This window comes from Halosolutus sp. YCN4 (genome assembly GCF_059736495.1).
This window is the reverse complement of the sequence record NZ_JCASSM010000002.1, coordinates 623,347-637,258: the sequence shown is the minus strand read 5'-3', so window position 1 is coordinate 637,258 and position 13,912 is coordinate 623,347. Positions and strand designations below refer to the sequence as shown.

Below are 13,912 nucleotides of genomic sequence, written 5' to 3'. Positions count from 1 at the left end.
GAGAGAAAGCGGTACGGGCAAGCGGATAGTACCTATCAGTATTAGTTTGTTATCTCCATCCACTACGTTTTCTATCTTTTTACTGGACCGGATTCAGCTGCCACTCGGGCAGGTCGGCGACGACCGGACTGGATTGCTCGGCGGTTGGACCTACCCGAGAGGAGACGACCTCTTCCCGCGAGTAGATTTACCAGTGTTCGCTCCCGCTGGCAGTTTCGCAAACAGCGACGCTTCTACAGGGAAAAATTATGAACGAATTTATGTAGCAGCCGTCCGATATCGAATTCATGCGACTCGAAGACAAGACAGTGGTTATCACGGGCGCGGCGTCGGGGATCGGGCAGGCAACGGCCGAACGCTGTGCAGAAGAGGGGGCGCGCGTCATCGTCACGGACATCGATACCGACGGTGGCGAAGCGGTCGCCGAAGCCATCGTGGAGAGCGGTGGCGAGGCGGAGTTCTACGACCTCGACGTCACCGACAGCGAGCAGTTCCACGCGGTCGTCGATACGGTCACCGAAGAGTACGGCCTCGATATCATCGTCAATAACGCGGGGACCGGCCACCCCTCGGCCCGCCTGGAGGACACCGACGACTCGATGCGGGACTTCGTCATCGACGTCAACGTCAAGGGCGTCTGGAACGGCTGTCACGCCGCCCTCCCGCACATGAAAGAGCAGGGACGCGGTTCGATCGTCAACGTCGGTTCGCTGGCGAGCATTCTCGGCCTCCCGAAGCAGGCGGCCTACTCGCTGAGCAAGGGTGCGGTGTTGAACCTGACCCGTGCGATCGCCGCGGAGGCGGGACCCTACGGGGTGCGAGCGAACACGGTCTGTCCGGGCTTTACCGACACGTCGCTGTTGGAGCAGTACTTGGCGGCCCAGGACGACCCCGAGGCGGCCCGCAAAGCGATGGCCGAGAACTACCCGCTCAAGCGACTGGGCGAACCGGAGGAGGTCGCCGACGCGATCCTGTTCCTCGCGAGCGACGAGTCCTCCTTCGTCAGCGGCCACGGTCTGGTCGTCGACGGGGGCTTCTCGACCTGCTGATCGGCGAGCGGCGCGTGGTGGGCGGCCGTCGGGCCCTGGTCGACGAAACAGTTACTTCGGTCCGCTTGATTGTCCCCACAAGTGACAACGTACGATTCGATCCTGTTCGACAGCGACGGGGTCCTGGTCGAACCGCCCGCGTTCGAAACCCAGACCGAGGCGGTACGGGCCGCGTACCGGGATCTCGGCATCGACGACCCCCACCAGCGGGACGTCGACGACCTCGTCGCCGGCGTGACCGTCGATCGACTCCGGGAGATCTGTGCGACCTACGACGTCGACATGACGGCGCTCTGGGACGCCCGCGAGCGCCACGACGAGCGATCGCAGTTCGAGCAGTTCCGTGCGGGATCTCGCGACCGCTACGGGGACGTGACGGCGGCGACGGCCCTCGATCAGGATTGCGGAATCGTGAGCAACAACCACCACAGCACGATCGAGTTCGTCCTGGAGTTTTTCGACCTGGAGCCGTGGGTCGACACCTACTACGGCCGACCGAAGACGATCGAGAGTCTCGGCCTGAAGAAACCGAATCCGCACTACCTCGAACGGGCGCTCGCCGACCTCGACGCCGAGTCGGCCCTCTACGTCGGCGACAGCGAGAGCGACGTGATCGCGGCCCACCGGGCGGGACTCGATTCGGCGTTCGTCCGTCGCTCGCACTGTAGCGACGTAACGCTCTCGACGACGCCCACCTACGAGGTGTCGACGCTCCACGAGGTCGCCGACCTGGTGACCGACTGATCCGATCGACCTCGCGGATCGCGTTGCCGTCCGGGGTCGTTCCTACTCGTTCTCTTTCCGGACCAGCGCGACGCTCGCGAGTTGATCCCCGGCCGTGACCGTCGCTTCCCGGGTCAGCGAGTAGAGCAGACCGTCCCGATCGGTCGTCACCGCCTGAAGCGCCTCGTAGGTCGTCGGGTCGTAGACCGTCCCGAGGTCCGCGCCCGCCGGCACGAACTGGCCGACCTCGAGCGACGGTCGCGGCCGAAAGAGCCCCGAGTCGGCCGCCGACACCTGTCCCAGGTGGTTCCGGGCGATCGTCTGGTCCCGATCGGGGACCTCGCCGGGGAGCAGGTCGAGCGATCGGCAGACGTCGAGCAGGCCCTCGACGCCCGTCTCGACGACGTCCTCGACGATCTGTTTGTTGTGGGCGAGTTCCGGCGTAATCGAGGGGATTCCCTCGTTGGCGGCGGCGACGCGGAGTTTGCCGTCGAAGCCGCGGCGGTGCCACTCCTCGGACGCGTCCTCGTCGGCCTGCTCCGAGAGCAGGAGGTCGGTCCCGAAGGCTCGCGCGAGGTCGCGCGACCGCTCGTCACCTTCGAGGTAGACCACGTGCGGGAGCATGTCCGGACTGCCCGTGTGGAGGTCGACGACCGCATCGGCCCGTTCGACGTACGCCCAGAGGCGGGCGGCCATCCGCTGGTGGAGACTCCCCTCGGGGTTGCCCGGCCAGACCCGATTCATGTTCGAGTTGACGCTGTCGAGTGACTCCGGCGTCGTGTAGGAGACCCGATCGAACGTCAGCGGATTCACGACGGGGACCGCGACGACGGTTCCCGACAGCGATCGCAGGGGGAGCCGATCGTGGAACCGACGGAGGGTCTCGCTCCCGTTGATCTCGCGGCCGTGCTGGGCCGCCTGCACGTAGAGCGTCCGCCCGCTCTCGGCGCCGCGGTAGGTGTGGATCGTGGTCGTGAGTTCGACGCCGGAAGGGAGCCTCGCGAGCGTCACCGACTCGGCGGTGTGGGTCCCGGCAGTCATGGCCGGGCCTACCACCTCCCGCGGTATGTACCTGCGGGAGGCGACGGCCGGCGATCCGTCCGGGGAGGCGACTGCCGGCAGCGTCCCTCACAGGTGGCGACCGGGGCGAGACCACTACCGTTTTCACGCGGCCCGACGTCGCCGAAGACATGGGAGACGTTACTGCCACCCTGCACACGAACCGTGGCGACATCGAGGTCGAGCTCTACGACGAGCGCGCGCCGCGAACCGTCGACAACTTCGTCGGCCTCGCGACCGGCGGCAAGACCTGGACCGACCCCGAGACGGGCGAGGAGGTCGAGGGCGAACCGCTGTACGACGACGTCGCCTTCCACCGCGTCATCGAGGGCTTCATGATCCAGGGCGGCGATCCGACCGAGACCGGTCGCGGCGGCCCCGGCTACCAGTTCGACGACGAGTTCCACCCCGAACTGCGCCACGACGACGAGGGCATCCTGAGCATGGCCAACTCCGGCCCCGACACGAACGGGTCACAGTTCTTCATCACGCTCGACCCGCAGCCGCACCTCGACGATCGCCACTCCGTCTTCGGCAAGGTGATCGACGGGATGGACGTCGTTCGCGAGATCGGCAGCGTCGATACCGATCCGAACGACAAGCCACGCGAGGAGGTCGTCCTCGAGTCGGTGTCGGTCGACTACGAGTAGAGGACGGCGAGGAGTTCCTTCGCTTCGCCGTCGACGGGGCCGATCGGATGCGCGAGATGATCGACGGCCTCCTCGAGTACTCGCGGGTGGAAACGCGCGGCGATCCGTTCGAACCGATCGACCTGGACGCGATCGTCGACGAAGTGCTCGCGGACCTGTCGCTCCGGATCGACGAGAGCGGCGCCGAGATCACGACGGCGGACCTGCCGCGGGTCGAGGGCGACGCCAGCCAGTTGCGCCAGGTCTTCCAGAACCTCCTCTCGAACGCGATCACCTACAGCGGCGACGAGACGCCCCGGATACACGTCGACGCCGAGCGACGGGGCCGGAAGTGGGTCATCTCGGTCCGGGACGAGGGGATCGGGATCGATCCCGACGATCGGGACCGAGTGTTCACCATCTTCGATCGACTCCACAGCCGCGAGGAGGACGAAGGAACGGGCATCGGCCTGGTCCTCTGCGAGCGCATCGTCGAGCGCCACGGCGGCGACATCTGGGTCGAGTCCGACCCGGGCGAGGGGGCGACGTTCTCGTTCGCGCTCCCCGCGATGGACGACGATCGGTGAGTCGGCACCTCGCCGAGGTTCCCTCGCGAATCGCCGGTGCCCAACCGATTTTGAGTCGACGGACCGTGAGCGGCCCATGGGCTGGACAGCCGACGACGTTCCCGACCAGCAGGGCCGCGCGGTCGTCGTCACGGGTGCGAACAGCGGGATCGGCCTCGAAACCACCCGCGAACTCGCGCGCCACGGCGCGACCGTGATCATGGCCTGCCGGAGTGCCGATCGCGGCGAAACGGCGGCCCGCGACGTCCGCGACGACGTTCCCGACGCCGACCTGCGCGTCGAGGCGTGTGACCTGGCGAGTCTCGATTCGATCCGTGCGTTCGCCGACCGCCTCGACGACGACCCGATCGACGTCCTCGTGAACAACGCCGGCGTGATGGCGATCCCGCGATCGGAGACCGACGACGGGTTCGAGACCCAGTTCGGCGTCAACCACCTGGGCCACTTCGCGCTCACGGGGCTGGTGCTCGAGAACCTCCTCGCGGCGGGCGACGACGAACACGAGTCGCGAATCGTCACCGTCTCGAGCGGGATGCACGAACGGGGCGCGATCGATTTCGACGACCTGCAGGGCGAGGACGCCTACGACCCGTGGGACGCCTACGGCCAGTCGAAACTGGCGAACGTGCTGTTCGCGTACGAACTCGAACGGCGACTGCTCACGGCGGGAGCGACCGCGAAGAGCGTCGCGGTCCATCCGGGCTACGCGGACACGAATCTGCAGTTCCGCGGCCCCGAGCAGAACGGCCAGCGACTCCGGAAAGCGGCGATGTGGATCCTGAACACGGTGATGGCTCAGTCGGCCGCGAAGGGCGCGCTTCCGACGCTGTACGCCGCGACCGCGCCGGACGTCGAGGGCGGTGCGTACTACGGCCCCGGCGGCGTCCTGAACATGCGCGGCGCGCCCGAACGGCAGGCCTCGTCGGACCGATCGTACGACGAAGCGACCGCGCGCCGCCTGTGGGAGGTCTCGAGCGACCTGACCGGCGTCACCTACGACCTGCCGAGGCCGGCGGCGAGTCCGGAACCCGAATCCGGAGCGGCCCGGTGACCGCCGCCACTCGAACCGCGACCCGGGCCCGTACCGCGGATCGACCGTAACGCGAAAGGCGACGCACGCGAAGGGATACGTAATGAGCGACCTGGACGCCGAGATACAGGATCCCAGTGACGTCGGTTCGGGCGACGCCCCGCCGATCGAGGAAAAGCCCTACAAGATCATCTTCGAAGCGAACAAGTGCTTCGGCGCGGGCAAGTGCGCCGAGGTCAGCGACACCTGGGAGATGTCGATCGAATCCGGCATGGCCCGGCCCAACACCTACTTCATCGGCGAGGAGGACCTCGACCACAACGTCCGCGCCGCGGAGGTCTGCCCGGCGAAGAAAGACGACGGCTGCATCCACGTCGTCGATCGGCGCACCGACGAGGAGATCGCGCCCGATCCGCACGGCGACGGGACGCTGAGCGTCGACTGGTAGCGTCGCGCGCCGGGCCGAACATCGAAACGCACATTCCACGGGAGCGACTACCATCAAGCGCGCTTCTGTGCGAGGGTAGCCAAGCAGGCCAACGGCGGTGGGCTTAAGACCCGCTCCTGTAGAGGTCCGAGGGTTCAAATCCCTTCCCTCGCATGTCATCGCGAACATCCGTGAGCGATGACTGCGACACGAAGGATTTGAACCAGACCGAGGTTCTGCGAGCGGAGCGAGCAGGTTCTCGGGCGTAGTTCAAATCCCTTCCCTCGCATACCGACTCGATTGAACGATCAGCCCTTCGTCTTGTTCGCCCTCGGTTCGAGCCACCGTCGGAGCGGGGTGTAATCCCGCGACGGCGGCCGTTTAACATCGACGGGTTTTGCCGGGGTTTGACCGAGTGAGTAACACGACTATTGGTGTACATGACGGGGTGGAACTCTCTGTTGATCGGACCCGGTGCTCTCTGGTGGGGGAGTTATCCGGTCTGGCAAACACGTGCGTCGATGAATGGATGGATACGAATCTCCAAGGAGTGGCTGCAATAGGGTGCCGCCAATCGTATCATTCGTCCGCAGATACCGGTTCGCCGTCTTCCATCCGCCATTCGAGTTCGACTTCGAACTCGGCCTCGTCGTCGGTAACCTCGTACTCGACTTCCAGTTCGAAGCGCTCCGGAACCGCCACCGTGAAGCCGTCCTCTCCTTCGATGTCGATCGTCCCGTCCTCGACGCCATCAGCGACTTCACGGAGGATTCCCGCACCGTCTGCCCGACTCATCACTCGCTCACCTTCACGTTCCGTCTCATCAGCTGCCGATTCCGCTTCGGTCTCAGATTCTTGTTCGTCGTTTGCCATACCGGACCTACAACGACTGCCAACAAAATATCTCGGCCTTCATATCCGCCCAGTTTGATCGGCGGTAGTCACCACTTCCACCGAGGCAGTTCCGGGAGGACCCTCACTGTATTGAGTGGCAAGTCTCTCTCCTGTACTGAACACGAGGTTCACGTGCAACCCTGAACGAATACGCCGGTTACGAACCGCTGTTAATACCACACCTCTTTCATAAGGACGTCGGCCACTATTCACCGTCGATCGGCGAAGGGAACGAGTCGACGCGTACTGGTGTGACGTCACGGACCGAACGGCCGTCCCACAACGCCACCATTGATTATATTTCCAGCAGAACGGTCTGTCGATGGGAATTACGGAGGACGAACTCGCCAACTCGATCATAGACGAACATCGACAGTTGAGCGAGATCATGGAGTACGACTTCGACGCCTATCCCGAAGCCCATTACAACCACTACGGCAACCGTGGGGTGGCCGACCTGTACATCGTCGAGGAGAGTGACGATCGGCCGAACGCCAACGGATTCGTCTACGAGTTGAAGTCCGAATACGCGGTGCGGCAGGCGACCGGAGCGAACGAGATCATCCGGCAATTCAACAAAATGAGGGAGTTCTTTTTCGAGGGGAGTTCACACGACCACCCCACGAATCTCGTACGATTTACGCTCGGGTTCGCTGGAACCGAATACAATCTGCGACACATTTACGAGAATCAAGAGATGTACGCGGCGACCGTCAAGAATTCGTACAATTCGGTCGACGGCGTCGAATCCGAGTCCGTGATCCAGTTGAACGATCCGGAGACGTTGGCTCCAGTCGTGGTGCTCGGGAGGGCAAACGGCGAGATCATCGAGCCACTCGCTGCTGGTGACGAGTTCGGTCCACACGTGGCGGAACGAAACGAGGAGATCTTCGAAAGATGCGAAAACGCGATACGAGAGATAGCTGCCGAGCGATAGCAAGACTCGTCGTCACGCGGTCCGAAACCCAGTCCGCCCGCTCACGGACCGGCCATTAGCATTCGTGGAGAACCATTTTGGCCGTGCTACTGGCGTCCTCACGTGTGAACTGTCGCTTCTGTGGAGCGCCGGTACGGTTCGGCCAGCACACGATGGCCCATCAGCTCTTCGAACTCTCGGAGTCGGACCGGAAGTGGTGGCTCTGTCGCGACTGCGCCGAGATCCGCGAGTAGGGACACAAGACCGAAGGCGTAACTGGACCGCGAGGAACCTGCATCGACTGCGACGAGGACACGGAGTACGGCATCTCGATCGTGAAGAAGACCCCCGGCGGGGACGTCAAGACGGACGGGATCGTCTACCAGATCCTCTGCGAGCGTCACGTCGACGATCGATCGCGGTAAGAATCCAAACGACACGTCCGAGTCGATCGGATCAGTCCACCACGCCGATCGGCCGGAGGGTGCAGGGCGCACCGTTTCACGCGACCGGCACGACTCCGCACGCGACGGACACCATGGGCGCTCCGGACCGGGATCGATCCCGCGTCGCGGCGAACCGGATGGCAGCGACGATCGTCGTCGGCACCGTCCTCGTCGTCGTGGGCCTCGCCATCCTCTACCGGTACGGCTGGCTCGAATTTCTCGTTCCGCCGGGCGGGCCCGCGATCGACGCCGTGCCCCTGGTCAGCTTCCTGATCGCGGTCGGAGTCGCGCTGGCGATCTGGGGCTGGAGGCGGGTCCTCTCGTTTTTCGACTGAGAGCGATCGAGCGAGGCCGATCGACCCCTCAGAACGGGTACGCCCGTGGCTCGCGCTGGATCGAAATCCACTTCGTCGTCAGCGAGGATGGAGTCGGCGTTGTGCCGGCCCAGACCGGACTGTTTCGGCCCGCCGAAGGGGACGTGGGGCCCGTCGTTCACCGGCTGGTCGTTGATGTGGATCATCCCCGTCTCGATGCCATCGGCGATCCGGCGGGCCTGGTCGACATGCAGGGGCAAGCCCGTAGTTGAGGCTCTCGAGACGGTTTTACCCGTCCGACGTCTCTCTTCACCCGTGACCAGCGCCATCGAGATCCGTCGTGCGACCCGCGACGACGCGGCCGCGATCGCCCGCTGCTACCGGCGGGCGCACGCGACGGCTCCCGAACGCGGCCCGAGCCGTCTGGCCGACGTCGGCGCCGAGACGATCGCCAGGTGGCTCGATCGGGACGGTGTCAGCCTCGTAGCCGTGGACGACGGGGCGCTGATCGGGACGATCCGTCTCGTCGACGATGGCGTCCCGCGCGTCGAACGCCTCGCGGTCGTCCCGGAGCGCCAGGGCGAAGGAATCGCGACCCTGTTGCTCGATCGAGTCGAGGCGCTCGCCAGGGGGCGGGGCGACGATCGGCTCCGCCTCACGACGTTCGAGGACCACCCGTTCTTGCTCGAGTGGTACCACAATCGAGGCTACGAACCGGTCGACCGCGAGGAGCAGCCGGCCTGGGGATCGGACGTCGTCTCGATGGAGAAGTCGTTGACCGGATCGCGGGCCGGGCCGGTGTAGGGCGATCGGGTCGCGGCCGGACCGCCTACTCGCCGGTCCGGAACGACAGATCCAGCGACGGCGCGGAGTGCGTGAGACTCCCCATCGAGATCACGTCGACTCCCGTGGCCGCGTAGTCGGCCACGTTCTCCAGCGTGATCCCGCCGCTGGCCTCGGCGAGCACGTCGTCGTGCCCCTCGGTGCGGAGCCGATCGACGGCATCCCGCGTCTCCGCGGGCGTCATGTTGTCCAGCAGAACGATATCGGCACCCGCCGCGGCGGCTCGCGGGGCGTCCGCAACCGCCTCGACTTCGACGTCGATCTTCGTCGCGAACGACGTTCGCTCCCGGAAGTGCTCGATCGCACCCTCGAGCCCCATCTCGGCGACGTGGTTGTCCTTCACCATGACCATGTGCGAGAGGTCGAGCCGGTGGGTGTCGCCGCCGCCGGCGACGACGGCGCGTTTCTCGAGTCCCCGGAGGCCGGGCGTCGTCTTGCGGGTCGCGGCGATCCGGACCTCGCCGGACGTGGAACGCTGCTCGCGGCCGGCGACCGCTCGCGTATCCGAGGCGCGTTGCGCCGCTCGTACCTCGTCGACGACGGCCCTGGTTCGGGTCGCGATCCCGGACGCGTGGCCCGCGAGGTTCACGGCGACGCGTTCCCCGCGGAGCACGTCGCGTACGGGCCCCTCGACCCGGAGGAGGGTGTCGCCGTCGTCGATCGCGGTCCCGTCCGCGATCGACTCGGAGACGTCGACGTCGAGGTAGTCGAAGACGGCGCGTGCGGCGTCGAGGCCCGCGGCGACGCCGGATTCTTTCGCGACGAGGCGACCCGTCGTCTTTCCGGGGACCTGGTTCGTCACGTCGTGGTGGCCGACGTCTTCCCGGAGCCAGCGATCGATCTGGGCGTCCGTAATCATGGCGATCAGTCGTCCGCCGGCCGTTCGGCCGGCGGTTCGGCGTCTTCCGCCACGACGTAGTGACAGCCGATCGACTCGGTGTTCTCGCCGGCGGCGCGCGCGATCAGCAGCGCCACGACGCAGGCGTTCCGGAGTTCGTAGAGGTCCCGCGCGGTTCGCGTCCGCGTGTAGGCGTCGACCTCACCCTTGAGACGCCGGAAAACGGCGCTCGCCCGGGCGATCTCGTCGGGATCGCGCTCGAGGCCGAGGGCGTCGTCCATCGTCCGTTTCAGTCGGGTGAACTTCTGGGCGGCGAACCGCTCGGGGAGGTCGGGGTCGCTGTCCCGAAGTTCTGGCGCTTCGACGATCACCGGCTCGGCTCCGGAGCCGGCAGCGTCCCCGCCCGCCCGCAGGCCCCAGACCAACCCCTCGAGCAGACTCGTGCTCGCGAGGCGGTTCGCGCCGTGGACGCCGGTCCGGGCGCACTCGCCGACCGCGTAGAGCCGATCGAGGGTCGTTCGGCCGCGATCGTCGACGTCGATGCCGCCGCACAGGAAGTGCTCGCAGGGGGCGACGGGGATCTCGTCGCCCTCGATGCCCCGATCGCGGCACTTCTCTGCGATCGCGGGGTAGTCGTCCTCGAACGCGATCGGGGACACGTCGAGGACGACCTCGCCGGTCGCCTCGCGTTCGGTCTCGACGGCACGGGCGACGACGTCCCGCGGCGCGAGTTCGGCGTCGGGGTGGTAGTCGTCCATGAACCGATCGCCACCGAGAGACTCCGTCTCCCGAGCCTCCGAGTCTCTCGACCCGGAGACGTCGCCGTTGCGCAATACCGCGCCCTCCCCGCGGAGCGCTTCCGAGAGCAAGAACGGGTCGTCGCCCACGTACGCGGTCGGATGGAACTGGACGTACTCGAGGTCCGCGACGTCCGCGCCCGCGAGCGCGGCCATGGCGATCCCGTCGCCCGTCGCGTCGCCGGGGTTGGTCGATCGGCCGTAGAGCGCGCCGATCCCGCCGGTCGCGAGGATCGTCGCGCCGGCGTAGATCGGGTGGCCTTCGGGGGCCTCGTCACTTACGACGCCGTGAACGCGTCCCTCGTGGGTGATCAGTTCGAGCGCGGCGGTGTCCTGTCGCACCTCGATCCGATCGTGATCGTCGACGTGGTTCAGGAACGGCCGGAGGATGTGGGTCCCCGTCGCGGCGTCGACGTGGAGGATACGGTACTCGGAGTGGGCGGCCTCGCGCGTGTAGTCGAAGTTCCCATCAGCGGTCTCGTCGAACTCGATCCCCAACGTATCGAGCAGGACGTCCTCGACCGCGTCGTCGGCGTTCTCGACGAGGACGTCGACGGCGTCGAGGTCGGCCGTACCGTCGCTGGCATCCAGAATATCGTCCTTGAGGCTCTCGGGATCCCCGCGCGTGGTCGAGATGCCGCCCTGTGCCCAGTCGGTGCTCGCGTCGTCGGGCCGTTCGGCCTTGGTCACCAGCAGGACGTCAGCACCCTCGCGTGCGGCCTGTAGCGCGGCCGCACAGCCCGCGATGCCGCTGCCGACGACGAGGACGTCCGCGGTTTCGTGGTCCGATGTGTCAGTCATGGTCGTTAGATCTCGAGCATTCGATCGAGCGCCAGTTCCGCGAGGTCTTTCTCCTCGGGGGCGACCTCGATCACGTTGCGTTCGCGACCCTCGACGAGTTCTTCCAGGACCCAGGTGAGGTAGTTGGGGTCGATCTGGCGCATGGCGTTGCAGTCCATGCAGGCGTCGCCACACAGCGGGAGGACCTCGACGTCGGGATGCCACCGTTGCAGGTGGTTCGTGAGGTGGATCTCGGTCCCGATCGCCCACGTGTCGCCGGGGTCAGCCGTCTCGATCGTCTCGCAGATGGTGCTCGTCGAGCCGACGACGTCGGCGGCTTCGACGACCTCGCGGCGACACTCGGGGTGGACGACGACCTTCGCGTCGGGGTGATCCTCGCGGATCGCCGTGACGTGGTCCTCGCGGAACCGTTCGTGGACCTGGCAGTAGCCGTCCCAGAGGATAATGTCGCTCTCGGCGACCTCCTCGGCGTCCTTTCCGTCGGGATCCCACGGGTCCCACTCGGCGATCCGATCCTCCATGCCCAGCCGATGGGCCGTGTTCTCCCCGAGGTGCTTGTCGGGCAGGAAGAGGACCTTGTCACCCCGATCGAAGGCGTACTCGAACGCCCTGTGCGCGTTCGAGGAGGTGCAGACGAGGCCGCCCTGGCTCGCACAGAAGGCCTTCAGGTCCGCGTAGGAGTTCATGTAGGTGATCGGGACGATCTCTTCGTCGGGCGCGGCCGCGGTGATCTCGGCCCACGCGCTGTCGACCTGCAGAGCCTCGGCCATCCCGGCCATCGGGCACGAGGCCTCCATGCTCGGCAGGATGACGGTCTGGTCGTCGTCGGTGATGATGTCCGCGCTCTCGGCCATGAACGTGACGCCGCCGAAGATCACGTACTCCGCGTCCGCGTTCGCGGCTTCTTTCGAGAGCTGATAGGAGTCACCGACGAAGTCGGCGTGCTCGACGATCTCGCGTCGCTGATAGTTGTGGCCGAGGATCACGACGTCGTCGCCGAGTTCCTCGAGCGCCGCCTCGATACGTTCGGTCCGTTCCCCTTCCTCGAGGTCCCGGTACCGGGGCGGCAACTGCTCGAGGTTGTCGTATTTGAACAGACTCAGGTCGGTTTCCAGCTCCGCCGTTTCCATTTTGACCATGTCACGTCACCTGTGAGTATTCACACGTCAGTCCCGACTATTGAATAACTTTTTCCTTCGATAGGCGAATCTGGGGGAATACCACTTAGGGATCGAGCTACCGAAAATCCCATACCCGTTTTTCGGCGTTCAGGATAGGTTTTCTCCCAGAAGAGTCGAGCTGGTGGATCGAATCGATTCGAGATGCCGGCTGAAAACAGTACGGAGCCAACGGACGCCGTCGCAACGCGGCCGAGGACGCCGACCCCCCGGTCCGCGACGACGCAAAGTTTCGCTACGCGCGATCGGGCGCGAGCGCGTCGATGGTCCGTTCGGTCTGTTCGCTCGAGGCGGGTTCGGGGATCACGACGATCGGATGGTCGATCCCGGTTTCCGCGACGAGGCGCTGTAACTGGTCGCGGGCGTCCTCGGGGGTCCCCGCGACGCCGAGGTCGTCGAGCATCTCCTCGGTGACGGCCCCGGCGGCCGCCCGTTTCTCGCCGTTTCGCCACGCCTCGGCGATCCGATCGGCGGCCTCGGGGAAGCGCGTCGCGACCGCTCGTCGATACCCCTCGCCGCTGCCGACGTAGTAGGCGACGTGCCGTCGGAGCACGTCTCGGGCCTCGTCGGGGTCGTCGCTGACGACCGACGGGACGTAGGGCGCGATCGTGATCGCCGCCGGATCGCGGTCGCGCTCGCGGGCCGCGTCGGCGACGACCTCGAACGCGTCGTCGAGTTCGGAGAACGGAATGTTGTGCGGGATCCAGCCGTCACAGAGTCGCCCGACCACGCGGCGGTTCGCCGGACCCAGCCCCGCGTGATAGACCGGGACGTCGGCGTCGATCGACGGGAAGTCCGCGACCGAGAGCACTTCGCCGTCGTAGGCGGCCGGATCGCCGGTGCCGGAGGTGAGTTCGCGGACGATCTCGATCGTTTCGTGGGCGCGGCGGACGGGGCGATCGAACGACATCCCGTGGAGGTCCTCGACCGCCTTCGGGGTGCTGGTCCCGAGGCCCAGCGTGAACCGTCCGTTCGAGGCGTCCTGGAGCGACGCGGCCGTCATCGCGAGGACGGCCGGCGACCGCGAGTAGACGTTCAGGATCGCCGACCCGAGGTCGATCGACTCGGTTCGACAGGCCATCTCCGTCAGCTGGACGACGCCGCTGGCCCCCCAGAGTTCGCCGACCCAGACCGCGTCGTACTCCCGCTCCTCCGCTCGTACGGCGACGTCGGCCAGATCCACGTCGCCGAAGGCCGTCACCATGAGTCCAACGTCCATGCCCGGGTCGTAAACGGCCAGCACGAAAACAGGTCCGGTCGTTCGGAACGCGAGCGGGTCGTCGCGGTACCACCACGCGGACCCGCGGCGGGAATCGCGATTCGTCCGTCGATCGGGGTCCGCTTCACTTTCGCTCCGGTGGCGGTATTTTAAATACGATCG

The 13,912-nt window shown here is 66.1% G+C and carries 15 protein-coding genes, 1 tRNA gene and 2 pseudogenes; 11 read left to right on the top strand and 7 right to left on the bottom strand.

Annotation, left to right across the window (positions count from 1 at the left end; translation table 11 throughout):
- The first annotated feature begins 287 nt into the window (after window positions 1-287).
- Complete coding sequence (locus tag AC6I6X_RS09440) at window positions 288-1,049, top strand: SDR family NAD(P)-dependent oxidoreductase (protein ID WP_497930254.1); 762 nt, start codon at window positions 288-290, stop codon at window positions 1,047-1,049.
- Between the two features lie 81 nt (window positions 1,050-1,130).
- Entirely contained in the window at window positions 1,131-1,793 is a 663-nt protein-coding gene (locus AC6I6X_RS09435; protein WP_497930253.1) for an HAD family hydrolase, read from the top strand.
- A 42-nt stretch (window positions 1,794-1,835) separates the two neighbouring features.
- On the opposite strand, the gene AC6I6X_RS09430 is transcribed toward AC6I6X_RS09435, so the two are convergent.
- Window positions 1,836-2,813: a succinylglutamate desuccinylase/aspartoacylase family protein gene (locus AC6I6X_RS09430; protein ID WP_497930251.1), complete on the bottom strand. Its 978-nt coding sequence runs from the start codon at window positions 2,811-2,813 to the stop codon at window positions 1,836-1,838.
- A gap of 149 nt (window positions 2,814-2,962) precedes the next feature.
- On the opposite strand from AC6I6X_RS09430, the gene AC6I6X_RS09425 reads away from it, so the two are divergent.
- The 5 genes and pseudogenes from AC6I6X_RS09425 to AC6I6X_RS09405 all read left to right on the top strand — a co-directional run bounded on the left by AC6I6X_RS09425 (window position 2,963) and on the right by AC6I6X_RS09405 (window position 5,678).
- The gene (locus tag AC6I6X_RS09425) at window positions 2,963-3,481 is read left to right on the top strand and encodes a peptidylprolyl isomerase (RefSeq protein WP_497930250.1); all 519 of its coding nucleotides are present in this window, start codon (window positions 2,963-2,965) and stop codon (window positions 3,479-3,481) included.
- Window positions 3,481-4,047, top strand: a pseudogene (locus tag AC6I6X_RS09420) (sensor histidine kinase); the annotation flags it as partial. The gene AC6I6X_RS09425 and the pseudogene AC6I6X_RS09420, both read left to right, overlap by 1 nt.
- 76 nt (window positions 4,048-4,123) lie before the next feature.
- Window positions 4,124-5,098, top strand: a complete 975-nt coding sequence (locus tag AC6I6X_RS09415) for an oxidoreductase (RefSeq protein WP_497930249.1) — start codon at window positions 4,124-4,126, stop codon at window positions 5,096-5,098.
- An 82-nt stretch (window positions 5,099-5,180) separates the two neighbouring features.
- A complete protein-coding gene (locus tag AC6I6X_RS09410) occupies window positions 5,181-5,525 on the top strand; it encodes a ferredoxin (RefSeq protein WP_497930248.1) in 345 nt (114 codons plus the stop codon).
- 69 nt (window positions 5,526-5,594) lie between these two features.
- Window positions 5,595-5,678, top strand: a tRNA-Leu gene (locus AC6I6X_RS09405).
- 405 nt (window positions 5,679-6,083) lie between these two features.
- On the opposite strand, the gene AC6I6X_RS09400 is transcribed toward AC6I6X_RS09405, so the two are convergent.
- Window positions 6,084-6,377: an amphi-Trp domain-containing protein gene (locus tag AC6I6X_RS09400; protein WP_497930247.1), complete on the bottom strand. Its 294-nt coding sequence runs from the start codon at window positions 6,375-6,377 to the stop codon at window positions 6,084-6,086.
- A gap of 343 nt (window positions 6,378-6,720) precedes the next feature.
- On the opposite strand from AC6I6X_RS09400, the gene AC6I6X_RS09395 reads away from it, so the two are divergent.
- The 3 genes from AC6I6X_RS09395 to AC6I6X_RS09385 all read left to right on the top strand — a co-directional run bounded on the left by AC6I6X_RS09395 (window position 6,721) and on the right by AC6I6X_RS09385 (window position 8,095).
- Window positions 6,721-7,335: a hypothetical protein gene (locus AC6I6X_RS09395; protein ID WP_497930246.1), complete on the top strand. Its 615-nt coding sequence runs from the start codon at window positions 6,721-6,723 to the stop codon at window positions 7,333-7,335.
- A gap of 104 nt (window positions 7,336-7,439) precedes the next feature.
- The gene (locus AC6I6X_RS09390; protein ID WP_497930245.1) at window positions 7,440-7,568 is read left to right on the top strand and encodes a hypothetical protein; all 129 of its coding nucleotides are present in this window, start codon (window positions 7,440-7,442) and stop codon (window positions 7,566-7,568) included.
- Between the two features lie 284 nt (window positions 7,569-7,852).
- A complete protein-coding gene (locus AC6I6X_RS09385; RefSeq protein WP_497930244.1) occupies window positions 7,853-8,095 on the top strand; it encodes a hypothetical protein in 243 nt (80 codons plus the stop codon).
- Window positions 8,096-8,123: 28 nt separating this feature from the next.
- Here AC6I6X_RS09385 and AC6I6X_RS09380 read toward each other — a convergent pair.
- Window positions 8,124-8,322: pseudogene (locus AC6I6X_RS09380) on the bottom strand (aldehyde dehydrogenase family protein); the annotation flags it as partial.
- 67 nt (window positions 8,323-8,389) lie between these two features.
- Here AC6I6X_RS09380 and AC6I6X_RS09375 point away from each other — a divergent pair.
- Window positions 8,390-8,878 (top strand): GNAT family N-acetyltransferase, encoded by a 489-nt coding sequence (locus AC6I6X_RS09375; RefSeq protein WP_497930243.1) that lies wholly within the window; start codon window positions 8,390-8,392, stop codon window positions 8,876-8,878.
- Window positions 8,879-8,903: 25 nt separating this feature from the next.
- On the opposite strand, the gene nadC is transcribed toward AC6I6X_RS09375, so the two are convergent.
- The 4 genes from nadC to AC6I6X_RS09355 all read right to left on the bottom strand — a co-directional run bounded on the left by nadC (window position 8,904) and on the right by AC6I6X_RS09355 (window position 13,750).
- Window positions 8,904-9,776: a carboxylating nicotinate-nucleotide diphosphorylase gene (nadC, locus tag AC6I6X_RS09370; RefSeq protein WP_497930242.1), complete on the bottom strand. Its 873-nt coding sequence runs from the start codon at window positions 9,774-9,776 to the stop codon at window positions 8,904-8,906.
- A 5-nt stretch (window positions 9,777-9,781) separates the two neighbouring features.
- Window positions 9,782-11,353, bottom strand: a complete 1,572-nt coding sequence (locus AC6I6X_RS09365) for an L-aspartate oxidase (protein WP_497930241.1) — start codon at window positions 11,351-11,353, stop codon at window positions 9,782-9,784.
- A 5-nt stretch (window positions 11,354-11,358) separates the two neighbouring features.
- On the bottom strand, window positions 11,359-12,492 hold the full coding sequence (gene nadA, locus AC6I6X_RS09360; RefSeq protein ID WP_497930240.1) for a quinolinate synthase NadA: 1,134 nt from the start codon (window positions 12,490-12,492) through the stop codon (window positions 11,359-11,361).
- A gap of 274 nt (window positions 12,493-12,766) precedes the next feature.
- A complete protein-coding gene (locus AC6I6X_RS09355) occupies window positions 12,767-13,750 on the bottom strand; it encodes an LLM class flavin-dependent oxidoreductase (RefSeq protein WP_497930239.1) in 984 nt (327 codons plus the stop codon).
- Window positions 13,751-13,912: the final 162 nt, after the last annotated feature.

Excerpts from the sequence above, each read along its gene's own strand:
- AC6I6X_RS09385 (WP_497930244.1), top strand. The coding sequence starts at position 7,853 with ATGGGCGCTCCGGACCGGGATCGATCCCGCGTCGCGGCGAACCGGATG.
- AC6I6X_RS09425 (WP_497930250.1), top strand. The coding sequence starts at position 2,963 with ATGGGAGACGTTACTGCCACCCTGCACACGAACCGTGGCGACATCGAG.
- AC6I6X_RS09440 (WP_497930254.1), top strand. The coding sequence starts at position 288 with ATGCGACTCGAAGACAAGACAGTGGTTATCACGGGCGCGGCGTCGGGG.
- AC6I6X_RS09395 (WP_497930246.1), top strand. The coding sequence starts at position 6,721 with ATGGGAATTACGGAGGACGAACTCGCCAACTCGATCATAGACGAACAT.
- AC6I6X_RS09400 (WP_497930247.1), bottom strand. The coding sequence starts at position 6,377 with ATGGCAAACGACGAACAAGAATCTGAGACCGAAGCGGAATCGGCAGCT.
- AC6I6X_RS09365 (WP_497930241.1), bottom strand. The coding sequence starts at position 11,353 with ATGACTGACACATCGGACCACGAAACCGCGGACGTCCTCGTCGTCGGC.
- AC6I6X_RS09410 (WP_497930248.1), top strand. The coding sequence starts at position 5,181 with ATGAGCGACCTGGACGCCGAGATACAGGATCCCAGTGACGTCGGTTCG.
- AC6I6X_RS09415 (WP_497930249.1), top strand. The coding sequence starts at position 4,124 with ATGGGCTGGACAGCCGACGACGTTCCCGACCAGCAGGGCCGCGCGGTC.
- nadC (WP_497930242.1), bottom strand. The coding sequence starts at position 9,776 with ATGATTACGGACGCCCAGATCGATCGCTGGCTCCGGGAAGACGTCGGC.
- AC6I6X_RS09430 (WP_497930251.1), bottom strand. The coding sequence starts at position 2,813 with ATGACTGCCGGGACCCACACCGCCGAGTCGGTGACGCTCGCGAGGCTC.
- AC6I6X_RS09355 (WP_497930239.1), bottom strand. The coding sequence starts at position 13,750 with ATGGACGTTGGACTCATGGTGACGGCCTTCGGCGACGTGGATCTGGCC.
- nadA (WP_497930240.1), bottom strand. The coding sequence starts at position 12,492 with ATGGTCAAAATGGAAACGGCGGAGCTGGAAACCGACCTGAGTCTGTTC.